The organism is Thermodesulfobium acidiphilum (assembly GCF_003057965.1).
Classification (GTDB): Bacteria; Thermodesulfobiota; Thermodesulfobiia; order Thermodesulfobiales; family Thermodesulfobiaceae; genus Thermodesulfobium; species Thermodesulfobium acidiphilum.
In genome coordinates this window covers 130,454-154,345 of record NZ_CP020921.1, presented here as the reverse complement: position 1 = coordinate 154,345, position 23,892 = coordinate 130,454, and the positions used below count along the sequence as shown (strand labels likewise).

Genomic DNA, 23,892 nt, shown 5'->3' with positions numbered 1-23,892 from the left:
AAATTATTTATCTCAGCAGATTTTCATCTGTTTTCAAACCTTATCTTCTTTGAGCAAATCAATTACACATTTTTTTTGTTGAAGGGATAAATTTTCCTTTTGTAAAATCTCTTTCAGACAAAGGCTCATCATATTTTTCCAGACATCCTCTAAACCCTTCTGAATACAATATTGTTTTTCGTTTTTTAACAACTTTATTAAGTCTACAAGCATTTTATAATGATACAAAGAAGAAGTATTCTGAAGGTGAAACCTATATCCTGCAACTGATTTATTAATAAATTTAAATTTATATCTTTTCGAAAGAGCTACCCACAGCGGCATATCTTCTATAAAATATTTTTCATTAAATCCACCAACCTCGCGAATACACCTGGTCCTTGCAAGCCATGAAGGGGTAGGCAGATATCCTTTAAAAAGAGTTTTGTATGTGCCAAATTCATCTTCGTTTAGATAGTTAAAATCATCTCTATCAGATGCAAGTATGACAAGTACACTTTCAGACTCCACAGAACCCTTTTTTACCTTCAAAATACCTCCGTATTCGTTAATATAAGTAGCATCTCCAAAGATAATTGCATATTTCTCAGGTAATTTCTCAAGTTCGTTAACCAGAAGTTCTATTTTATCAGGGAAAAAGATATCATCTGAGGCAAGCAATGAGAAATAATTGCCCTTAGCCCACTTCAGGCACATGTTTAGAGTCTTTGCTATACCGTTATTTTTATCCGAGTTTATATATTCAAATCTAACGAATCTACTCTTACAAATATTTATCATTTCACATATCTTACTATGCGTATTATCAGTAGAACAGTCATTTATAATAATAAATTCTATATTTTCATAGCTTTGATCTATAACGCTCTTTATAGCATCCTGGATATACTTTTCATGATTGTATGAAGGCATTGCAACAGTAACAAGAGATTCTTCCATGCATTTCTCCTTAAAGCAAATTTGTATTATAGTATAGTTATTATATATATCGACACTTTAAAGACAAATTTAAAAGAGGAGTCAAAAAATTTTAAAAAATCCAAGAGGTATAGTTTTTCTTGATAGAGACGGTACGATAAATGAAAGAATCATAGGTGGATACGTTACAGAAATTAGCTTATTTAGATTTCTTAAATATTCGAAAAAAGCAATAAAATTATTAAATAATGAATTATTCATAACAATTTTGATTACAAACCAGAGAGGTATAGCGAAACGATTGATGAGCGAAGAAGATCTTCAAAAAATCCACAATTTCATGCAAGATTCACTTCAAAAATCTGCAGCTAAAATAGATAAAATCTTTTATTGTCCGCACGATATTTCGGACAACTGCGAATGTAGAAAACCTAAGCCTGGTATGATAGTTAGAGCTCTTAATGAATTGGAAAGAGATGGAGTTAGTATTAATGTACCAAAATACTTAATAGGAGATAGCGAAAGCGATATGCAAACTGCAAAAAATGCTGGTATAACAGGTCTAAAAATAGGAAAAGAAAATAAAGAATTTAAAAATTTATATCAGGCAGTAAAATATTTGTTAAAAATTTCTAGTTAAGTTCAAAAACTTAAATTTTAAGTTTAGCTTCAGCTATAAAAAAGTTTTCTAACAAGAATCTTTCTATCTTTACAATACTTTCATCTATTCCCAGGATATCAGTTCTAATTCTAATATCTGGATTAAGAGGTTCTTCGTATATGTCATCAATACCTGTAAAATTCTTTATTTCACCATTTCTCGCCCTTTTGTACATCCCTTTTACGTCTCTTTTTTCACAGGTCTCCAGCAACACATCAAAATATATCTCGACAAATCCCTCCCCGATTATCTTCCGTGCCCTCAGCCTCGCCTCGGAATAAGGGGCTACCATTGAAAGTATGCATGCCGTTCCTTTATCCATAAGATCTCGTGCCCTGTTCACTACTCTAACTGAATTTTCTATTCTTGCAGGTCTTGAGAAATCCAAATCCTTAGAGATAGATTCTCTGACTTTATCCCCATCAAGGAGTTCAAGGCTTATGTCCCTTTGAACAAGAGCCTCGTATAGCCTTTTGCCAAGCGTAGTCTTTCCTGAACAAGGAAGGCCAGTAATCAGTAAATAAAAATTTCTCATAAGATGTACTCTTAAAGTTTTATTCTATTCATTTCCAAGTACGTCATCAATAATGTCGTCTTCTTTGGTATAGGACGCTTCATCGAAGGACTTTACAAGATCATCTTTCAAAAGCTTTCGTCTATAGGTCAAAAAGGTTAAATAACTCTCAGCAAGCTCCATATCAGATTCTTCAAGACTATCAATAAGCTTTTTTAGTTTTAATTTTTTATTTTTAATATTTATCACCTCTTTTTTAAAAGGTTATCACACCTTGAGAACATTTCAAAGAAAATAGAACACATATATCTACTTTTTTCTTAAAAATCTTTCCAGCTCGTTTTTATCAGACTCAAAAAATCTAGACAGATATCTCAAAGACCTCCTAATCAATGGATTTCTTGGGTATACCGCATGCAGGGTAAAATTAAAATCTGCACCAAGATAAGCCTTCGTTTCTGGATTTGTCCACCCTATTATAAATTTTTTGAGCTTGTTGTTGATACAATATTCTAGATTGTCAAACCAGCTAATAAAATACACGTTAAAATTTAGCGCTTCAGGATACTTGAAACCTGCAAACTTGTCTATCAGGTAGTCTCTTCCTTGAAAGCATATCTTATAACCAATAAGCTCGTTTTTATCCTTTATATAATATGAAAAAATTTTTGCGCCAAGCGTTTTGCTCCTTAAGAGTTCTCTAAAAAAATCAGGAGTTAATTTATCAAAATGAATATAACTTTTATTATAAACACTCTCATACATTGAATAATATTCTGATAACCTATTATTATCAAAATTTCCAGAATCCTCAATTTCAAGTATTAACTGAGCCTTTTTCTTTAATTTTCTCCTAAAGTCATATCTTCTTTTATAGGAAAATCTCATCAAATATTCGTCAATACTCTTGAAATCAATAAGTTTATATGCAAGAGCTTGACCTGTAAGTATTACGAATCCCCTCTTATCAAGGAGTTTTACTAGATTATCAGAATAGGCATTCTCTTGCTTTGAAAGAAGGGGCGAGTCCTTTGGAATATCCTTTACAATAAGGTATTCAGTATCCCAACCTTCAATTATAGAGTCAATAAATTGAATTTCATCCAGTTCTGGCAAAACAAGATATTCAGATACTGTGGTGCCTACAAAGGTGGCAAGCGGTTTAAAAAATCCCTTTAATATTGGAAGATTTTCAAAAACTTTTAATTTTTTGGCAAGAAAATCGTCAGCAGTAGTCAAGATATCAAAAAGGGTATCAAACAATATGACTCCTTTGTTATTTTTTCTCGCCTTAAAATCATATGGTGGGAACTTTACAAAAAGATCGATGAGTTCATATGGCTCAAGTTGATTTAACATATTACTTATCTACAATTACCTCTCGTATCCCAGAATTTCCCTTAGGAGCTGATACTATACCCTTTTTCTCAAGCTGATCCATTATCCTTGCTGCCCTTGAAAATCCAATCTTTAATCTGGTCTGAAGATAGGTAGTAGACGCCCTTCTGGTAGATATTACAATCTCTTTTGCCTGGTCAAATAAGTCGTCAAGTTCAAGATCGCCTTCTTCGTTATTTTCTTCTATTTCCAGAGGAATTTTGTGAATAGACGGATATCTTCTCCAATGATCTACCAAAGCCCTTATCTCCTCATCGTCTACCAAGCAACCCTGTACTCTTAGAGGCTTTAGAACGCCCTGGGGATAATATAGCATATCCCCTCTACCCAATAATTTTTCAGCTCCACCAAAATCAAGAATTGTCCTCGAATCTACAGAACTCGATACTGCAAAAGCTATTCTAGATGGTATGTTTGCTTTAATTGTACCAGTAATTACATCTACAGAAGGCCTTTGGGTAGCCAGTATAAGATATATTCCTGTAGCCCTTGCCATCTGAGCTAAACGAAACACCACCTCTTCCACCTCTTGAGAAGCAAGCTTCATAAGATCAGCAAATTCATCAATTATTATAATAATGTATGGCATCTTATCTTCAGGGAACCTTTCGTTAAACGTTTGAAGATTTCTAACCCCTCTTTTTGCAAACAAATCATATCTCTTTTCCATTTCGTTTAAAGCATATACCTTAAGGAGTTTGGCAGCATCCTTTGCGTTTACTATTATAGGCGTTCTGAGATGGGGTATTCCCTCATATAAAGAAAGTTCTACTCTCTTTGGATCTATTAAAAGAAGTTCAAGATCTTTGGGCGTATTTCTTGCCAACAAGCTCATCAATATCGAATTCACACAAACCGATTTTCCAGCGCCTGTCGCCCCTGCAATAAGAGTATGAGAAAGCTCAAATATATCTGCAACCACACTGTTTCCAAGAACATCTTTGCCAAGTGCCACCAAAAGTTTTGATGGATTTTCTCTTAGGCTTTTGTCTGTCAAAATTTCAGATAATCTTACAGGAGTCCTCTTGCTCTTAGGAATCTCTACGCCAAGCGTGCCTCTACCTGGAATTGGACCATCAATTCTCACAGAACTTGTAGCTAAACCTAATGCAACCTCATCAGCAAGAGAAATTACCTTTTGAAGCTTTGTGCCAGGAGGGAGGGAAATTTCGTAAAAGAGAAGGGTTGGCCCTTCATAAAAGCTTGCTACCTTAACCTCTATACCAAAATCAGAAAATACCTTTATTAATTTCTCTTTCACTTTTGAATGATCAAAGCTCGATCTTGTTAAGACTGGTGATTTAAAGAGAGATAAATCTGGCAGATCGTAAGTCTTGTCATTAATTTCAAAAACCTTTTTGTTATTCTTTTCCTGTTGAAAAGTTGAATCGTAATCTCTTTTTTCTGTTTTTAATAGTCGATTTTTAATTTCATTTTGGAGCAAATTGTTTGCTTTTGCGTCAGCGATCCCTCTATTTAAATCTTTTTTTTTATCCATCTGATAATTTTTTTTAAAAAAGGTTGGCAGAGATGGCTTTAAAGTAAGCCATTTTTTATGGTAGTAGTAAAGCTTGAGCAAAATAAAGAAAAATAAAAAGAGTGCCAAAAAAGTTGTTGCCCCCTGTAACCCAAAGAAAAATTTCAAGAATGGAACAAATTTAAAAGAGATTTTAGGAATTGGGGTTGTGTTCGTAGGCCACAGGGTAAAAGGTATCTCATACAATCCCAGCAAAAGAACGATACATAATGATATTAATACAGAAAGGCTAAGCTCTGAAAAAAAGGTCTTTATGTTATGACTTAGTCTTAAATCAACTAAAAATAGTGTCAGAAATAGGAAAAAGGCAACGCCAAATTGACCCGATAAAATTCTAAGATATTTTCCAAACTGGCCGCTATCGGGCAAAAAACCAAAAACAATAACAATAATGTATATAAAAAGTGTAAATAACTGAAGATATCTGATATTAAATTTGACTGTCTTGCTCATCCACCACCTCTGAGTATTTTATAAAAAAATCACTACACTCTTTAAACACCATATCCCTTTCGTTGTCAAGTGTTACCATGTGATAAGAATCGTGTAGCTCAACAAACTTTTTATCTTTCGAAGATAGCCTATTATACAGGTCTCTAGCGTTCTTTATATTACAAAGATCGTCCTGAGTGGAATGAATAACAAGAGTTGGGGTTTTAATCTCTTTTAAGTAAAGTTTTACACTTTTCGAAAACCTTAAAAGTTCTCTAATTGCAATTGCACTATAGTTTTCGTACACTCCTGACGATTTATTTTGCATAATCCTTAAGACCTGCCGCCTGACAGATTCATTTTTTATTCCATACGGCTCGGATTCTTTATAGGAATAAAACCAGATAAAAGGAGGAATAAAGGCAAGAGGAAGCAAAAATCTGTACCATGGAATATTCCATCCATCTATAGCAAGAGTAGGGGAGAGCAAAGCCTGTGCCTTAACCGAAAATCTTCTACTAATCTCAAGACAAAGCAAAGCTCCAAGACATATCCCGCTTATAAATACTTCATTGTACTTATTCGATATCATTTTGTACTTATCTTGCGCAAAATAAGACCAATCTTGCCATGCCACGCGATCAAGCGCAGATGGCTTAGTACAATGACCAGGCAAACAAGGAACAAATACGTCAAACTTCAAAGAAAGAAAATATTTTGCAAATCTTGAAAGCTCAAATGGCGTCCCTGTTAGGCCATGAAACAAAATTACCGCTCTTTTATTCCCAGCTCTTAATTCTATATCCTTAATCAATTTTTTAAACCGATACTTTAGAAAAAAGCTTATCCAAAAGTTCTATGGCTAAATTAATTTCTTCATCAGTAATGTACAATGAAGGCGCTAGAGTAAAAACGTTTTTATAATATCCTCCAACATCCAGTATAAGGCCATATTTTTTCCCCTTTACTTCTATTTCACCCTTCAAGCCCTCTTCAAGAATTGTATCTGTAAGCGCTTTATTTGGAGTAAAGGAATCCTCTTCACAGATTTCAATTCTCAGTGCAAGACCAAGTCCTTCTACATGACCTATTGTTTTGTATTTCTTTTTTAAATATTCTAACCCATCAAGAAAGAGTCTGCCCTTTCTATTTACCTCTTTTTCAAAACTTTCTTCCTTTATAAGGTTCATAACTTCAAGCCCTGCCCTTGCACCTAATATATTCGAAGCAAATGTAGAATGAGTGGAACCAGGTGGAAAAATTTCAGGACTTATAAGTTCTTCTCTTGCCCATAGCCCTGAAAGAGGATTCATCCCGTTTGTTAGAGATTTCCCAAAAGTTATTATATCAGGAGAAATTCCAAAGTGCTCTGCAGCCCACATCTTACCTGTCCTATAAAATCCCATTTGTATTTCGTCATCAACTAACAATATCTTTCTTTCTTTCAAAATTTTCGAAAGTCTTTCGAAATAGCCCTTTGGAGGTATGACATATCCACCTGTACCCTGAATCGGTTCTATAAAGAAAGCTGCGTACTCGCATTCTGAAGCTTTTGGATCCCAGACGCTATTGTATTCTGTTTCAAAGAGTCTTTCAAACATCTTAAGGCAATAAAAGTCGCAGTTATCTAGTGTCTTCTTGTAAAAACATCTGAAACAGTAAGGATAAGGGTGAAAGTAGGCTCTATCAGAAAAGTGCCCAAATCTTCTTCTATATCTGTAACTAGAAGTAATAGCTGAAGCTCCAAGCGTTCTACCATGATAACCGCCCATAAAGGCAAACATTAAGCTTTTGCCAGTATAATTTCTCACAAGTTTAAGCGCATCTTCAATTGCCTGAGATCCTCCAACATTAAAGTGAATTCTCCCCTTTTTATTGAAACTCTCCTCTACAGCAAGGGAGAGTTCTTTTGCTAGGAGAATTTTTGGCTCACTAAGATACTGAGAAGTGAGTTGTGGTAGGGTATTCATCTGATCAATCAATGCATCGTTAATTTTCTTGTTCTTGTATCCAAAATTGCAAGCGCTGTACCACATTTGGAGATCCAAAAAGGGAGTATTCAAGGAGTCAAACATAAACGAACCCTCAGCGCTGCGAAATATTTTAGGTTCTTTTACGTAATGAACTGTATCTCCAAAGGAACAAAAATTCCTTTCTAATCTATAAAGTTCCTGATCTGTCATTAATTTTCCTCCTAAATAATTTCCTAAAGCAAACTGAAAATAGATTGGAAATTCTTATAAAAAGTATTATTATCTAATACACGACGAGAAATAAAGTCCTTAATCTCTGAAAAACTATCAAAATTAAAAAAATTATAACCCTTTACAAAAGAAAATCTAGTAAGTTCATCCTTTGAAAATATAAAATCAGCTAATTTTACAGGACAAAAGTCAGATCTACCGTTGCCTATATAATATACAAATTGCTTATTAGAATATTTCTCGATAATTTTACACTTACACATTCCAGACGAAACCTGACATAAACTATCTCTATAGGGAAAATCTATACTCAATTTTCCCTGTTTATAAGTTAAAGAATTAGAGAAAAATCTAATATCTAACTTTAACTTTTTAAATATATAATTAATAAATAAATCAAATCCATCACTTAAAACGATAAAATCAATATTTTTACCCTTTACAAATTCATAAAAATCTATAAAGCTGTTATCTATCTCTACACTATCAAGAAAGTTGTAAATATCTTGTAAAGTAACATGCTTTACACAGGCAAGTTGCCTTCTAAGACATTCATCTGACCCAATACTACCCTGTTGCCAGAGAAGTTCTATCTTTTCCCACTCTGGCATTGCAAATTTCCTCAGGAAATCATCTACAGTATCCTTTTTCGTTATTGTTCCGTCAAAATCACAAAATATAATCTTTTTCATATTTATTAGCTTATGTAAAATTGATTAAAATATAATTAAAGAACGAAATCTTAGTTGTATAAGCAAAATTTCAAACAAATTTAGCACTCCTTATACCTTGCCTCCATTATTTTTTTTATTGTAATACATATAATAAACTGCTATAAAAATCATTTTACTAAAGGGCATTTACTATTTTTGTTTAAATTATTTTTCAACAAGCACATATCATCATATCTCTTGCAATTTTTATTGCAATTAGAACCCTTTTCTATACAAGAGTCCAATCTAAAGACTATATCAAGATTTTCAAACCTCTTTTTCAGGCAGGACACTAATTTCTCTGCATACTCGTTCGCCTGGTAAAGCGTAAAACAGGCAGGAAAAACTAGATGAAGGTCAAGATATACTTCATTTCCAGATTTTCTTGTTCTTATTGCATGAACCGATAATAATCCAGGTACATTCGTGCACTGAGATTTTAAGTACGACTCTACTTCTACAACTCTTGTTTCCATTATTGAGGAAATCGATCTAAAACCCAATGACAGTGAAGTTTTAAGTATCCATAGGGCAATTAAAATAGACATAAAAGCATCCAAAAAATGCAAAGAAAAAACTTCTTCAACAAAAAGACCTATTAAAACTGCAAAACCTACAAATACATCTGCCATTAGATGAATAGAGTCAGCTCTTAGGACGTTGGAATCAAAAATCTTCGCGCCATATTTTTCAAACAAAGATCCAAACAAGACTAAAACAAGAGTAAAGGCATAGATAACCATTGAAATGGGATCCATCTTAAATGTAGGCTTATTAATTTTTGTAATTGCCTCAAAAAGAATAAAGCTTGCAAGAGTTAAGAGAACAAGTGACTCTAATAATATAAAAAGATCCTCTATTCTTCCATGACCATAGGGATGAGTTCTGTCAGCAGGTTTTCTTGCCTCAATACAGGCTATTGCAGCTACAAAGCTTAAGACTACATCAGTAATGGCATGAAAGCCTTCGGCAGTAATAGCAAGAGATGAGGTTAAATAACCTGCATATACTCTAATTAATGCGCTAACAAAGGTCAAAAATGCCGCTATATACGCGAAGTATTCTTCCTTTTTTAAAAACAAAAACTTTTATCCTTCTTTATTTAGACTTTTCTTTCATCTTTTTCCTAAAGTTTGTCCAATCCACTACCAGAGCTGTAGCGTTAAATATTGAAGAATACGTTCCGCTAATAATACCTATCAATAGAGCTACTATAAACCACTTTATCACAGGGCTACCGAATATAAGTAGAGATATTAAAACTAGCACAACAGTAAATGAGGTATTAATTGACCTTGAAATTGTTTGAAGCGTGCTGAAGTTAGCAATTTCCTCAAAGGTGTGTTTCTTTATAAATTTCATATTTTCTCTTATTCTGTCAAAAATAATTATTGAATCATGCATAGAATATCCTATAGTACTCAAAACAGCAGTAACAAATAAGGAATCAACTTCAGCGTGGAAAAGAACCCCAAAGATTGAAAAAAGCCCGGTTATAACCAATACGTCATGTAGTAATGCTATTACACCACATATAGCAAAAACAGGTTTATATCTAAAGGACAGATATAATATTATTAGAAATGCTGCAACAAATACCAGGATAATTGCCTGTCTGACCAGTTCTGCAGAAACCGTAGGCCCTATCATATCAATTTTGTCAAAGCTAATCTTTCCTAATTTAGATTCGAGGCTCGAAACCAGAGCTTTTTGTTCCTCGATATTTAAAGGCTTTGTCCTGATAATAAAGGAATTGCCCGATTGCTGGATCATTGTATCCTTGAGATTATTCGATTCTAATACAGATCTTAGCGTACTTATGCTAACTGGATTTTCTGGCCTCATCTGTATCATAGTTCCCCCAGTAAAGTCAATTGAAGGTCTGAGACCGAATAATACAAGAGAAACTATTCCCGGCAAAATTATTAATAGAGACAAACCATAAAACCACTTTCTAAGCCCAATTATATTCATTATTTTTTCCTCCTTTTAGCCTTTCTATCCTTCCTGGAGGTTGAAACTTTTTCTTGCTTTTTTTCCCTTTCTCCAGAAGAAAAAACTTCAGAAGAACCCTTTCCATTTTCATCCTTATTAATTTCTTGCACTAAGGAAACAGGGATTTTTGTTTTTGGCTTTGAAGCTTCAGAAGAGGATATGCCAGTTTCGCCAGGAACTTCATCTGTAATTGAAGCATTAATGCCAACTCCAGCCCCATAAAACCCTAACTTTTTAAAAAATTCAATGTGAACCACAAGATCCATCAAAGCTCTGGATATTATAACAGCAGTAAAAAAGCTTATAATTACACCAATAGCAAGAGTGACAGCAAAACCTTTTATTATACTGGATCCCCACGTAAACAAAACTGCTGTAGTAATGAGCGTGCTGGCATTGGAATCGATAATTGCTGGCAGCGCTCTTTTAAAACCTAAATCCATTGCTGATATTAAAGGAAGACCCTTTCTGAGCTCCTCCTTTAATCTCTCGAAAATCAATATATTTGCATCTACTGCCATACCAATAGACAATATAAAACCTGCAATGCCTGGTAATGTCAAGGTTACAGGTATAAGCTTAAATATAGCAAGTACAATAAGCCCGTACAAAACTAGCGCAAGATCTGCAATCAAGCCTGGTAGCCTATAATACAAAACCATAAATATAGCAACAAGCAAAAGCCCTATAAAGCCAGCCTTCCAACCAGAATCAACTGCATCTTTACCAATGGTAGGCCCAACCACCCTTTGCTCAACCAGTTTTACAGGAACAGGCAGGGCGCCAGCCTTTATCTGGATTGCAAGTTCCTTTGCGCTTTGAAGAGTAAAATTCCCAGATATCTGAGCTTTTCCGCCTGTAATAGCCTCTTTTACTATCGGAGCAGATATTTCTTTGTTATCAAGAAAGATAGCCAGAGGTTTATTTATATTGTTTGCTGTAACTTCAGCAAACTTTTTTGCACCTTCAGAGTTGAAAGTTATATCTACCACAGGTTTACTATTCGAGTCGTATCCTACCTTTGCGTCCTGCAAGTCAGCACCAGTCAAAACCGTTTTCCAGCCTGTAATTTGACCGGTTGCAGTATCATAGATTGGCTCCTTAAACTCAAGAAAAGCAGTCTTTCCTATAACGTTCAAAGCATTTTGATAATCTTTAATACCAGGCAACTGAACAAGGACGGAATTATTTCCTTTTAGTTGTATAAGCGGTTCTGAAACGCCAAGTCCGTTTACCCTGTTTTCAATAACCGCTTTAACTCCCTGCATTACCTCTCTATTAACAGTAATGTTCTTTGTATTTTGAGCTTCAAGGACCACTTCCATCCCACCCTGTAAATCCAAACCTTCTTTGAGAGGCATCAGATAATTTATAGCAATTGCAGCTGCAAGCACTATTAATATAATGCCCCACCTCAATCCTCTAAATTTCAAATCTTTCCAACTCCTTTCGAACTAATTTTCACAATTGAAAACACTTTAAGAATTCAGGGCTCTCACGGTCTTGTATAAAACAGTTAAATTATGAATACTCAGCAAAGTTTTGCCAAGTAATTCATCACAAACAAATAGATGTCTTAAATATGCCCTTGAAAAATTTCTACAAGTATAACAGTCACAATTTCTATCTAAAGGGGATTCATCTTCTTTAAATCTTTTATTAGATATGTTTATTCTTCCTTTATTATACAAAATAGCGCTGCCATGCCTTGCAATTCTAGTAGGAAAAACCGAATCAAACATATCAATGCCCATTTTTATATACTCTAATATGTCGGATCCAACGCCCATTAGATATCTTGGTTTACCAGGTGGAATTACCTCAAGTGTTGCCAAAAGAACTTCTTTGGTTAAAGAAGGTTCTTCTCCAATTGAGAGACCACCAATAGCAAGGCCGTCTACACCAAGAGATAGTAGTGCCTGGGCACATTCTTGTCTTAGTTTAAAATTCATGCCCCCTTGCACTACACCGAAAAAGAGTTGACCAGGATTTTTTTCTACCTTAATAGAGCGCTCAGCAAACTTTATAGTCCTTTTCAGAGATTCTTCTTCTCTTTTTGCATTACATGGATATTCAGGACATTCATCTAAAAAAATTGCCACATCAGAATTTAGCTTTTTTTGGATTTCTAAAACTTTTTCAGGAGTAAAAAAGATCTCTTTACCATCTAGAATCGATCTAAAAACTACGCCGTCATCAGTAACCCTTCTATAATTTGAAAGGCTAAAGACTTGATAGCCTCCAGAATCGGTAAGTATTAAGCCATCCCAATTCATAAATTTGTGAAGCCCGCCCAATTTATTTATAACTTCTTCGCCAGGCCTCTCGTGGAGGTGATATGTATTAGAAAGTATCATCTCAAATCCAATTTCTTTAAGCTGGGATGGGGTCAGCGCTCTTACCGTTCCTCTTGTGGCAACTGGCATAAATAATGGGGTTTTAGCAATCTTTCCTCTTATGTTCAATTGGCCTTGCCTTATCCTAGTATTAGAAAAAAGTTGAAAAAAAGAACTGTTTTCCTCAATTCGAAAATTAAACTTACCTATATTTTTTTGAGTGAATTTTTCTTTAATCATTATGAGATTTTCCCTCAAAAAAGACCTCTTCTGGATAAAAAACCCTTTCAATTGATTTTGCCCTGCCATCCTTATCAATATCAATAGAAACGGCTTGAAGTTGAGGATTTTCAATCTCAACCTCAAATTTTTTTGGCATGCAAGTTAAAAATTTTTGTATTATAGAATCCTTTTTGAAACCTATTATCCCAGCAGTTGAGCCTGTCATACCAACATCTGTAAGGTAAGCAGTTTTATTTGGGAAAATCCTTATATCTGCTGTAGGCACATGAGTATGTGTCCCGATAACAGCGCTAGCTCTTCCATCTAAATAAAGTCCAAAAGCAACCTTTTCAGAGGTAGCTTCAGCGTGAAAGTCAACAACAATAATATCCGTTTCTTTTTTTATCTCTGGGTATAAAAGATCAAAAGCTCTAAAAGGACAGTCAATCGGTTGCATAAATATCCTTCCAAGGAGGTTTACCACGGCCACCTTTCCTGCTCTAGAACTAAAAATGCCGTAACCAGAACCCACGACGTTTGGTGGAAAATTAGCCGGTCTTATTACTCTATTGTGTAATAAAACCTGTTCACCCTCTTTTTTATCAAAAGTATGATTACCCATTGTAAGACAGTCTATATCTAATTGAAGCAATTCATCCAATACCTTATTCGTAATACCAAAACCACCAGCAGCATTTTCCGCATTTGCAATTATAAAATCATATTTTGATCTGAGATCAAGATACATAAAGGCCTCTTTAAGTATTTGTCTACCAGCCCTGCCAACAATATCTCCAACAAACAATATCTTCATTTAGCGTATTCAACCGATCTAATTTCTCTCACCACGCAAACTTTAATTTCTCCTGGATAATCTAATGATTCTTCTATTTGTTTTGCTATATCCCTTGCAAGCTTTTGTGTCATAATATCATCAATCTGATCTGGCTTTACCATAACCCTTATTTCTCTGCCTGCCTGTATCGCAAAACACTTATCTATCCCTTCAAACGAAAGCGCAATCTTTTCAAGGTTTTCTAATCTCTTTATATAAGTCTCAAGGGATTCTCTTCTTGCTCCTGGCCTGGACGCAGAAACAGCATCAGCAGCCTGAACAAGAATAGCCTCAAGACTTATCGGTTCCACCTCACCGTGATGTGCTGCAATCATATTTACTACTATAGGGCTCTCTTTGTATCTTTTTGCAAGGTCTGCACCAATAAGGGCATGAGAACCTTCCATTTCGAAATCTACCGCTTTACCAATATCGTGAAGCAATCCACCTCTCTTTGCCAGAGCTGCATCAAGTCCAAGTTCAGATGCCATTATCCCAGCAAGGTGAGCAACTTCTACAGAATGTTGATATATGTTTTGGCCATAACTGGTCCTAAACTTTAGTCTACCTATAAGCCTTACAATTTCAGGATGAAAGTTTGCTATGCCCATCTCAAGACAAACTGTTTCACCGTATTCCTTTATTTCTTGTTCTAGCTCTCTTCTGGATTTCTCAACAGTTTCTTCAATTCTTCCAGGGTGGATTCTACCATCTAATATAAGTTTTTCCAAAGATCTCCTTGCAATTTCTCTCCTTATAGGATCAAAACTAGAAATTGTAACTGCTTCAGGCGTGTCATCAATTATTAGTTCTACTCCCGTTTCAGCTTCAAAAGAGCGTATGTTTCTCCCTTCTCTTCCGATAATCCTTCCCTTCATATCATCGTTTGGCAAGGTAATTACAGAAACAGTTGACTCCATAGTGTGATCAACAGCACATCTCTGGATAGCAAGAGATAATATTTCCCTTGACTTTTTTTCGGATTCTTCTTTGATCTTCATCTGGGCTTCTTTAACTTTGTTTGCTATCTCAACGTCAAGCTCCTTTTCTACTTCAGCAAGCAATATATTTCGTGCCTCTTCAGATGTAAGGCCTGATATTCTCTCAATTTCGATCATCTTTTCTTGTATAAGGCCTTCAAGTTTTGCCTTCAATTCATCTATCTGAAGTTTTTTTAGATTTATCTGCTCCTCTTTTTTTTCAAGATTTTCAAGTTTTCTTTCAAGGTTTTCTTCTTTACGCAAAAGCCTTTGCTCAAGCCTATTTATTTCAATTCTTCTTTCCTTTATCTCTCTTTCTGCTTCAGACTTTAACCTTATAGCCTCATCTTTCGCCTCAAGAAGTATTTCTCTTTTCTTGTTTTCGGCTTCCTTAATGTTGTTTTGAAGAACTTCTTTAGCTTCTCTACTAAGCTTTTCTGCCTCTAATCTTAACTCCTTAGTTTTTTTATATAAATAAAATATAACAGCAACGCCAATTATTATAAGTATTATTAAAATAATCGTTAAAAGACCATGTTCCACTTAAGGTATCACCCCTTTCGGTTTATCATCAAAAATTTTTAATAGATATTAGTTATTGTTTTTTCTCATCTGCCGCTGATTTGGCCTCTGGTTCAAAATATGTTCTAACAGCAAGCATAATTTCATTTCTCAAGTCTACATTTTCTTCCAACAAAGTTCTTGACGCGTCCTTTCCTTGCCCGAGTCTAAGGTCCTTAAAGTAGTAAAAGCTACCAGACCTGGTTATAAATCCAAGATTAAGCGCCGTCTCAAATAGATCAGTTGTTTTATCTATACCTTGGCCATAGATTAATATCAGTTCTGTTTCTTTAAACGGGGGTGCAAGTTTATTCTTTACAATCTTTATTTTCATCTTAGCGCCGATAATTTCTCCTACTGAACTCTTTATAGCTTCTCCCCTTCTAACTTCTATTCTCATAGAAGCATAAAACTTCAAGGCCCTTCCACCAGGTGTAACCTCTATTGGACCAGAAGCATACCCTGTGCTAACCTTCTCTCTTAGCTGATTTATAAAGACACACGCAGTCTTTGACTTATTTACTGTACCTGTTAACTTTCTTAAGGCCTGGGACATTAGTCTCGCTTGCAGGGCAATTGTAACGTCTCCCATCTCCCCTTCAAGCTCAGACTTTGGTATAAGGGCAGCAACCGAATCTATCACAACAATAGCAATAGCATTGCTTCTTACAAGTGTATCCGCTATTTCAAGGGCTTCTTCACCCGTAGTAGGTTGTGATATAAGAAGATTTTTAAGATTTACGCCAATTCTTTCGGCATAATAAACGTCTAAGGCATGCTCAGCGTCAATAAAAGCCGCAACTCCACCGGCTTTCTGAGCTTCTGCTATAGCGTGCAAGGCTACTGTAGTCTTTCCAGAACCTTCAGGACCATAAATTTCTATAATTCTTCCTCTCGGGAGCCCACCAATCCCAGAAATAATATCAATAGCCATAGAACCAGAACTGATAACGTCTACCTTTGGCGGCTCAGCCTCGCCGAGTCTCATTATTGAACCCTTACCAAATCTGCGCTCTATTTGAGATATTGCAGAATCAATACTTCTTTCTTGATCTGTCTTATCTGACATTTTTTGGCTTCCTCCTAAATGAGTTATTACTTAAATTCGCCACTCAATTAAAAATTTTATCTATTAACTAACAGTTTTAAATTCTTTCTTCTCAAACATATTACAAATGTCTAGACAGGCAAGTTGTGCTTCCTCTAAACTTTTAGACTCTACCATAATCCTTACAAGAGGTTCTGTCCCTGATGGTCTCACTACTATTCTGCCATTAAAATTCTTCTGAAACTCCTCTATTTTCTCAATTATTTCCTGATTCAACGAAGAAATTCTTGATTCTAACCTAACGCTCTTCATAATTTGAAAATGCTTTTTAAAAAGATTCAACCTTTTGAGACCAAGTTCATGAACACCTCTTAACAGGTATATCGCGGCCAGCATCCCATCGCCACATAACTCACCATCTATAATTACATGCCCGCTGGTCTCTGCTCCAAGAAGCGCTCCCTTTTCTTTCATCATACTGTATACATTTTTATCTCCTACCTTCGATCTATAAAAAAGGATACTTTCTTTTTTTAAAAATTCTTCGAGTCCTCTATTTGTCATAACAGTTCCAACCACAGAAAATTTTCTCTTGCCCACTACCACCTTTAACCATAAAGAAAGCACCGCAAGGAAATCATCACCATCAACTATCATTCCCCTGTCATCACAGGCTATAACCCTGTCACCATCACCATCAAAAGCAAATCCGATTGTCGAACGCTTGTTTAGTCCTCTCACAAGATCACAAATAACATCAGGATGGGTGCTTCCACAATTAAGGTTTATATTGTATCCATCGGGATAGCAACCTGCAGTATACAAAAAATCTGGATGAAGGTAATTGAAAAGTCCAGGTGCAAAGCGAACAGTAGAACCATTGGCACAATCTAAAACAATACCCTTTACAATAATCCCTCTTGACCTTTCCCTCAGGTAGTTAAGATAAATCTCGACAAATTTGTCCTCTTCATAAATTCTTGCTGGAGGCTCTTCTTTAAAATCACTATTCATAAAACCTTCAAGATAAGATTCTTCCTCAGGACTGAGCTTGAGACCACCTTTAGAAAAGAGCTTTATGCCATTGTCTGCCGCTAAGTTATGAGAAGCTGTTATCATTACGCCAGCACACTCTTTATAGGCACACAAATATTGAAGTCCTGGCGTAGTTATTACGCCCAATTTTATAACTTCAACTCCCTGAGAGCTAAGCCCCGCAGAAATAGCAGACTCAATCATATCCCCAGAAAATCTCGTATCCTTCCCAAGGAGAACAGGTAAACCCGGCAGGGTCTTTCTTAAGTAATGCCCAAAAGCCCTACTAACATCGAAGCATAACTTCGCGCTTAAATCTGAGCCAATCTTTCCTCTTATGCCATCTGTACCAAAAAGAGCCAAATCAAATCCTCCTAAAAATTTTCATAAACTTTCAAAACTATAGCCTTTTGATTTCATAATTGGCAAAACTACTTCAAGGGCCTGGATAGTCTTTAAGAGACCTTGATGCCCAAGAAACACATTCCCATCCTTCAAACCAGAAAGGTATGAACTTGCTATTTGTTCTCTGGTAGTTTCTTTTTTGTAATCTGCCGTGTTCACATTCCACCACGCTACTTTTAGTCCCAGATCTTTCACAAGATTCTCCTTCTGACTGTCAAGATCTCCACCAGGAGGTCTAAACCACTTGATTTTAGACAAATCCAAGCCTGCAGCTTTAAAGGTAGCGGTTTCAAGAGTAATTTCATCCTTTGCCATAGCGTTATCTAATTTATTAAAGTTATAGTGATCTTCTGAATGATATCCAATTTCAATACCCCAATCCTGCAAGATCTTCCCTATATACGGTCTTACTTCAAGCATCTTGCCAACCAAAAAAAACGTAGCATGACCGTAATGTCTTATCAAATCAGCAAGCAAAAGCGAATACAAGGGAAACGGCCCATCGTCAAACGTCAAAAATATCCTTTTCTCACCCTGTTTTATAGGGAGTGCCTGCTCAACCTTATTAAAGGGATCCTTACCATTGTAATAAGGCTTGCCATTGTTCCAGGACCAAAAATAACCGCAGTCTTCAAGAGGAACGTTATTCTTAAAAGCATTATGCGTGGAAAGCGCAGTAAATATTTCACCATAACCATACTTATGAATAGCAGGCCTTTCTATAAAGCTTATCTCTACAAAATCAAGCCCTGGAATAGAAAACAAAGAAGAAAATATCTCTTTTGATTCTGACTCAAATGAAGCATCGCTCTGTGGATTCACTTTCAAGGCTATCCATGCTCCTGTTATAAATCCATCAGAAGCAGACTTTACGTCAAGAACATCACCTGTTAACTTTGACCTTATTTGGTTTGTAATGTTATCGGTATTTTGTTTATCAACTTGAACAAAGGATAGGTGCTCAGCTCTGTGCGAAAAGTGCCATATTAAGCCGCCTATAACAAGAAAAATCAAAATAGCAGGCACAATGACCTTTATATTTAAAAATTTCATATAAGCCCCTTTCTAACACAATAGTGTGCTTGATGAAAACAGACACAATATCTCAATAAAAAATAACTATCACTAAATTTACCATCCTACATATCATGAGAAACGATATCTTCATAAGTTTCCCTTCTTACGATAAGAGTATCTTTCCCATCCTCCACCATCACCATAGCAGGACGGCCAAATCTATTATAATTGCTCGCCATAGAGTAATTGTATGCGCCGGTTGCAAAAACCAATAACAAGTCTCCTACATTAACTTCCGGCAACATTATCTTCTCAATAAGCATATCCCCAGATTCACAAAATCTGCCAACTATTTTCACTTCCTGAAATATTTCAGTCTTTTCGTCAAGTTCTGCGTGATACTTTGCCTTATATAGAGCATATCTTGGGTTATCTGCCATACCGCCATCGACTGCCACATAGGGCACAAATCCGTTAATCTTTTTAATTGAACCAACCCTGTAAACGGTTATTCCAGAAGGCCCAGCTATAGATCTGCCAGGTTCAACAGTAAAGGCCAAATCTTTCATACTATATTTCTTCATATTTTTAACTATTTCTAGTGATATGTCTTTAACGAACTCTTCAATAGAAAGAGGATAATCTTCTTCTGTATATGCTATTCCAAATCCTCCACCAAAATTTATGTTCTCTAAAGTAAAACCCTCATTATTTAGCTTATTTGCAAAGTCAAACATCACGTTTACCAACTCGACGTAAGGCTTCGAGTCAAATATCTGAGAACCAATATGGGCGTGAATTCCTTTAAATTTAACACTATCTATTGAGGATAATTCCTTTACAGCTTTTATAGCATCTTCTCCTATAGGAAAGCCAAATTTAGAATCTATTTTGCCTGTTTTTATAAATTCGTGAGTGTGGGCTTCTATGCCAGGAGAAATTCTAATCATACAGGGAATATAGTTATATTTTTTAGAAAGCTCTCTAATCTTCTCTATCTCAGAAAAGCCATCAACCACTATATAACCAACATTTGATTTAATAGCAAACTCAAGCTCTTCAAAGGATTTATTGTTTCCATGAAAATATATTCTTTTCATATCGAAACCAGCTTTAATAGCAGTATATAATTCTCCTCCAGAAACTACGTCAAGCCACGTATCAAGTTCTTTAAGCTTTTTTAAAAATCCAGTTACGCAAAGTGATTTCCCCGCAAAGGCTATCCTGGATTCGAAAGGGAGGTATTTTTTGAAGCTTTCTTTAAAGCTCTCAACTCTAGATTTTACAGTCTGAGCACACACTATATATAAAGGAGTGTAATACTTTTGTACCAGATCCTTTATACTTATACCGCCAATATAACAAAGCCCATCTCTTCTTTCAAACGTTTGGGGGTAAAGCTTCAAACAGCGGCCTCCCCTCTTTCCTCAGTTCTAATTCTAATAACCTCATCCACTGAACTTATAAATATCTTGCCATCTCCTACCTCACCTGTTCTTGCAGAATCTATAATGGTTTGAACTACGCCCTCCACCTCGTCTTCTGGAATTACTACCTCAATCTTTATCTTTGACAAAAGATCGACAACATATTCAGAACCTCTATATCTTTCAGTATGACCTCTCTGGCGCCCGTAACCCTTTACTTCAGTAATTGTCATTCCCATTACGCCCATTTCAGTAAGGGCAGCCTTCACTTCATCAAGTTTATAAGGTCTAATAATTGCTTCTATCTTTTTCATTATTATGGCCCAGCCGGGCTCACCTCCTTGTTTAAAATTATTAAAGATCTTAACATTTTACTATATTATATAGAATACTGTGAATAATCAAAAACGAAAAATACAAGGAGTTAGTAACGAAATGAAAGTTGTATTGGTTGAACCTGAAATTCCACAAAATACAGGTAACATAGGCAGATTGTGTGTAGCTGCAGGAGTTTCATTAGTCATAGTAGGACCCACAGGCTTTATACTAAACGACAAGAGGTTAAAAAGAGCCGGAATGGATTACTGGAAATATCTTGATTTTACATTTTACCCAACTTTTGACGAAGCAAGAGATGATTTTGACCTAAAAAATATCTTTCTTTTTACTCCTTCTGGAAAAAATGTTTATACAAAAGGACGTTATTCTAAGGAAAGTATCCTGATATTTGGCAAGGAAAGCAGTGGTTTAGATGAAAAAATACTTCAAGAATTTGAAGAAAAAACTTACTATATTCCGATGAAAAAACAGGCAAGATCTCTAAATCTTGCTAATAGCGTAGCAATAGTTTTATACGAGGCACTAAGACAGATAGAAAATTGGTAACTATGAGAAATATTTCTTAGGTATATATTTTATCCATTCATGATACTGGCTTTTTGCAAATCTAACAATATCAAGGAGATTTGACGGAATTTTTGGCTTTTTTGGGGGTCTTAGAAGCTTCATATTAGCCTCTTCAGGTGTTCTGTTACCCTTTTTTAGATTACATGCCTGACAGGCAGCCACTACGTTTTCCCAGGAAAGTTCTCCTCCTCTAGATTTTGGTATTACGTGATCTACTGTAAGATTCGAGGACTTTTTGCCACAGTATTGACACGTATTTTGATCCCTTGCAATTATATTTCTTCTCGTTAGTGCTACGTCTTTGTGCGGCAAAAATATATTTCTATCGAGCTTTATCACACATGGAAGCCTTATATCTTCTCTTAAAAAGTGACCATTGTATTCGATAACTTCTGCTTTTTTCTTCCAAACAAGTAACACCCCCTTCCTCCAGGAGCTAACTCCTAGAGGATAAAACGAAGAATTTAATACCAAAACCTTTTCATCAGAAAGCCCCTTTTTAGTAAGGAAAATTGTTCACCCCTTAAAGTTGTTTAAAAGTCTAATGTAACTCTAATACAGCTTTAATGATTATAACACACTGAAGTGTTAACATTAGGTTAACGGTTAGGTTGCTTTTTTGATCCTTGAGAAAAGATAATATAGAGAAAAAATAGAGCTAGTGCTATACGAAAAACATTAGAAGCAATCTTTATAGAATTCAAAGCTTTTACTTTGTAATTTTTAGACATAAAGTGATTATATCAATTAAAGACTAAATTTATATTAAAACTTGATACAAATAATCTTTAAAATAATTTTTGAAGAATCTCTATGGCACCGGCGATTAAAACTTGACAAAATAAATTATTATATATACACTATTTAAATATAATTAAATTAAATATATTGCTGAAATAGTTTTTCAACTTTGACAACTAAATAGCGTTTCGCTTCTCCCAAAGCTTTGAAAGGCTTTTTTAAAAGCCTTCAAAGAGCCTTTTACAGATGATTTCAATCTGCGAAAGAAGGAGGTGAAATCCCCCGAAAGCAAGAAATGATTCTGTAAGAAGGCTAATATATGAAACAAAAAAACTAAACTTTCCTAAAGGGGGAAATGCAAAGATGAAAAAATTCGCTATGTTTTTTGTAGTAGCATCTCTTCTCGTTGCCCTTGCAGTTCCCGCTATGGCAGGACCATTCTCAGATGTACCAGCTAATTCTTGGGCATACAAGGCAGTGCAAGATTTAGCAGCAAAGGGATTGGTCATTGGTTATGGCGATGGAACATTTAGAGGCGACAGACTTGCCACCCGTTATGAGATGGCAATGGTAGTTGCAAGAATGCTTGATATGTATGAAAAGGGTCAAAACGCACAGGATCAAAAGATCCAGCTTAACGCTAACGACATCGCAACGCTTATGAAGTTAGCAGAAGAGTTTAAGTCAGAACTCGCATCTTTAAACGTCAGAGTTGCAGCGCTCGAGAAAAAGGCAGCTCTTGACACTGTGAACTTCACAGGAGACGCAAGATTTAGACTCGGAAGCGAAAAGGCAACGTTTTATGCACTACCTACAGGTGGAACAATAGTTGCGCCATTGTTTTCAGGTGGTGGAACAGCGACTTTGAATGGTAATACTTATACTTACGCACCTGGAGTATATGGAGAAGCAATCAGCACTCAGTATCCCGCACCAGCAGATCAAAAGAACGATACCTTTATGCGTTACAGAATCAGACTAAACGTTGCAGCGCCAGTTGCTGACAACATCAGCTTCAATGCAAGACTTACTATGGAGAAGAATGCAGGAGTAAACAGCAATGGACGAAACAATGCAAACCCACTTTATGCATCCCTTACCGGTTACAATGATGATAGCAATACTCTTTATGTAGAGAGATCCTACATCACATGGACTCTTAACCCATATCCTGTAACATTCGTTCTCGGCAGACTTCCTACCATGGATACTGGAGCATATTACAACAACTTGTTTATGGACACAGGCACAGAAGGCGGCCTTGTAGTATTTGACCTTAGCAATATGCTTCCATCAACATCAGTTTCAGCAGCATGGGTAAAGCTCTTTGACGCAGGCTTGGTTACCTCTTCGCAAGAGGCAAATGGCTTCAAAGACAAGGATGTATACGTTCTAAATTTGAAGACAAAGCTCTTTAATAACTTTGGTTTGGAAGCAGACTATGGTTATGCTGACAAGCTAACATATTTTGGCGCACTCGATAATAATAACGTTACAACTGGACCAAGCGGCATTTATGGCAAGTATGATTGGTGGGCAGTCATAGGTAATTGGAATATCTACAACGTAGATATGTGGGCAGGTTACAATGGCACATCTACAGATATGCCAGGAGTTGGAGCTACTGGTGCACCAGATCTTAGTGGCACCCATTCTTTAAATGGCGGCGCATGGAGAGTTGGAGCTACCATTCCTCTTCCAGTTGGCGCACTTACAGGAGACTTCTGGTTTGGCGACAACAAGTGGTTTAACCCATTCATACTTAACACAATGGGTTCCACAGAGTATAAGGACTACTACAACGTATACTACACGCTCCCGGTCGCAAAGAACGCATCTCTTACCCTTAACTATGACTACTGGAAGGGCAAGAAGCCATATAACACCATTAACGGCTATTACTATACCTTTAACCCAGATCAGATTGACAAGGATCAAAGATACTACATCCAGATGGACGTAAAGTTTTAAAAAAGCTTTTTTTAACCCCCGAGAAATCGGGGGTTT

Annotated in this window: 23 protein-coding genes; 3 read left to right on the top strand and 20 right to left on the bottom strand. The window is 35.8% G+C overall.

Going from position 1 to position 23,892, the window contains the following annotated elements; all coding sequences use genetic code 11:
• Positions 1-33: 33 nt before the first annotated feature.
• Positions 34-939, bottom strand: a complete 906-nt coding sequence (locus TDSAC_RS00760) for a glycosyltransferase family 2 protein (RefSeq protein ID WP_108307962.1) — start codon at positions 937-939, stop codon at positions 34-36.
• An 88-nt stretch (positions 940-1,027) separates the two neighbouring features.
• Here TDSAC_RS00760 and TDSAC_RS00755 point away from each other — a divergent pair, with 88 nt between their 5' ends.
• Positions 1,028-1,558, top strand: a complete 531-nt coding sequence (locus TDSAC_RS00755; RefSeq protein WP_108307960.1) for a D-glycero-alpha-D-manno-heptose-1,7-bisphosphate 7-phosphatase — start codon at positions 1,028-1,030, stop codon at positions 1,556-1,558.
• A 10-nt stretch (positions 1,559-1,568) separates the two neighbouring features.
• On the opposite strand, the gene cysC is transcribed toward TDSAC_RS00755, so the two are convergent.
• The 18 genes from cysC to TDSAC_RS00665 form a co-directional block, all read right to left on the bottom strand.
• On the bottom strand, positions 1,569-2,114 hold the full coding sequence (gene cysC / locus TDSAC_RS00750) for an adenylyl-sulfate kinase (RefSeq protein ID WP_108307958.1): 546 nt from the start codon (positions 2,112-2,114) through the stop codon (positions 1,569-1,571).
• A gap of 24 nt (positions 2,115-2,138) precedes the next feature.
• Complete coding sequence (locus TDSAC_RS00745) at positions 2,139-2,342, bottom strand: hypothetical protein (protein ID WP_108307956.1); 204 nt, start codon at positions 2,340-2,342, stop codon at positions 2,139-2,141.
• A 60-nt stretch (positions 2,343-2,402) separates the two neighbouring features.
• Positions 2,403-3,452, bottom strand: a complete 1,050-nt coding sequence (locus TDSAC_RS00740; protein ID WP_108307954.1) for a GNAT family N-acetyltransferase — start codon at positions 3,450-3,452, stop codon at positions 2,403-2,405.
• 1 nt (position 3,453) lies between these two features.
• Entirely contained in the window at positions 3,454-5,481 is a 2,028-nt protein-coding gene (locus TDSAC_RS00735) for a DNA translocase FtsK (RefSeq protein WP_108307951.1), read from the bottom strand.
• Positions 5,459-6,274 (bottom strand): alpha/beta hydrolase, encoded by an 816-nt coding sequence (locus tag TDSAC_RS00730; protein ID WP_199919825.1) that lies wholly within the window; start codon positions 6,272-6,274, stop codon positions 5,459-5,461. The genes TDSAC_RS00735 and TDSAC_RS00730 overlap by 23 nt, the downstream gene beginning before the upstream one ends.
• A 4-nt stretch (positions 6,275-6,278) precedes the next feature.
• Entirely contained in the window at positions 6,279-7,643 is a 1,365-nt protein-coding gene (locus TDSAC_RS00725) for an aspartate aminotransferase family protein (RefSeq protein WP_108307946.1), read from the bottom strand.
• A 23-nt stretch (positions 7,644-7,666) separates the two neighbouring features.
• A complete protein-coding gene (locus TDSAC_RS00720) occupies positions 7,667-8,356 on the bottom strand; it encodes an MtnX-like HAD-IB family phosphatase (protein ID WP_108307944.1) in 690 nt (229 codons plus the stop codon).
• 149 nt (positions 8,357-8,505) lie between these two features.
• On the bottom strand, positions 8,506-9,459 hold the full coding sequence (locus TDSAC_RS00715) for a cation diffusion facilitator family transporter (protein WP_108307942.1): 954 nt from the start codon (positions 9,457-9,459) through the stop codon (positions 8,506-8,508).
• Between the two features lie 16 nt (positions 9,460-9,475).
• On the bottom strand, positions 9,476-10,351 hold the full coding sequence (secF, locus tag TDSAC_RS00710) for a protein translocase subunit SecF (RefSeq protein ID WP_108307940.1): 876 nt from the start codon (positions 10,349-10,351) through the stop codon (positions 9,476-9,478).
• A complete protein-coding gene (gene secD / locus TDSAC_RS00705; RefSeq protein WP_108307937.1) occupies positions 10,351-11,805 on the bottom strand; it encodes a protein translocase subunit SecD in 1,455 nt (484 codons plus the stop codon). Before secD ends, secF begins: the two co-directional genes overlap by 1 nt.
• Positions 11,806-11,850: 45 nt before the next feature.
• Entirely contained in the window at positions 11,851-12,948 is a 1,098-nt protein-coding gene (gene tgt / locus TDSAC_RS00700; RefSeq protein ID WP_267894126.1) for a tRNA guanosine(34) transglycosylase Tgt, read from the bottom strand.
• Positions 12,941-13,744, bottom strand: coding sequence for a TIGR00282 family metallophosphoesterase (locus TDSAC_RS00695; RefSeq protein WP_108307932.1), 804 nt, complete (start codon positions 13,742-13,744; stop codon positions 12,941-12,943). Before TDSAC_RS00695 ends, tgt begins: the two co-directional genes overlap by 8 nt.
• Positions 13,741-15,288 carry a ribonuclease Y gene (gene rny, locus TDSAC_RS00690; RefSeq protein WP_108307930.1) on the bottom strand — a complete coding sequence of 516 codons (1,548 nt, stop codon included), beginning with the start codon at positions 15,286-15,288 and terminating at the stop codon, positions 13,741-13,743. The genes TDSAC_RS00695 and rny overlap by 4 nt, the downstream gene beginning before the upstream one ends.
• A 52-nt stretch (positions 15,289-15,340) precedes the next feature.
• Positions 15,341-16,375 carry a recombinase RecA gene (gene recA, locus TDSAC_RS00685; RefSeq protein WP_108307927.1) on the bottom strand — a complete coding sequence of 345 codons (1,035 nt, stop codon included), beginning with the start codon at positions 16,373-16,375 and terminating at the stop codon, positions 15,341-15,343.
• A 63-nt stretch (positions 16,376-16,438) separates the two neighbouring features.
• A complete protein-coding gene (locus TDSAC_RS00680) occupies positions 16,439-17,752 on the bottom strand; it encodes a phosphohexomutase domain-containing protein (protein ID WP_108307923.1) in 1,314 nt (437 codons plus the stop codon).
• Between the two features lie 21 nt (positions 17,753-17,773).
• Entirely contained in the window at positions 17,774-18,847 is a 1,074-nt protein-coding gene (locus TDSAC_RS00675) for a polysaccharide deacetylase family protein (protein WP_108307919.1), read from the bottom strand.
• 86 nt (positions 18,848-18,933) lie between these two features.
• Positions 18,934-20,217, bottom strand: coding sequence for a diaminopimelate decarboxylase (lysA, locus tag TDSAC_RS00670; protein ID WP_108307917.1), 1,284 nt, complete (start codon positions 20,215-20,217; stop codon positions 18,934-18,936).
• Positions 20,214-20,552, bottom strand: a complete 339-nt coding sequence (locus TDSAC_RS00665) for a P-II family nitrogen regulator (RefSeq protein ID WP_013755527.1) — start codon at positions 20,550-20,552, stop codon at positions 20,214-20,216. Before TDSAC_RS00665 ends, lysA begins: the two co-directional genes overlap by 4 nt.
• Before the next feature lie 121 nt (positions 20,553-20,673).
• On the opposite strand from TDSAC_RS00665, the gene TDSAC_RS00660 reads away from it, so the two are divergent.
• Complete coding sequence (locus TDSAC_RS00660; protein WP_108307914.1) at positions 20,674-21,123, top strand: tRNA (cytidine(34)-2'-O)-methyltransferase; 450 nt, start codon at positions 20,674-20,676, stop codon at positions 21,121-21,123.
• Here TDSAC_RS00660 and TDSAC_RS00655 read toward each other — a convergent pair whose 3' ends face one another.
• Positions 21,124-21,564: an HNH endonuclease gene (locus TDSAC_RS00655; RefSeq protein WP_234405748.1), complete on the bottom strand. Its 441-nt coding sequence runs from the start codon at positions 21,562-21,564 to the stop codon at positions 21,124-21,126.
• Positions 21,565-22,248: 684 nt separating this feature from the next.
• On the opposite strand from TDSAC_RS00655, the gene TDSAC_RS00650 reads away from it, so the two are divergent.
• A complete protein-coding gene (locus TDSAC_RS00650; RefSeq protein ID WP_108307907.1) occupies positions 22,249-23,856 on the top strand; it encodes a DUF3373 family protein in 1,608 nt (535 codons plus the stop codon).
• Positions 23,857-23,892: the final 36 nt, after the last annotated feature.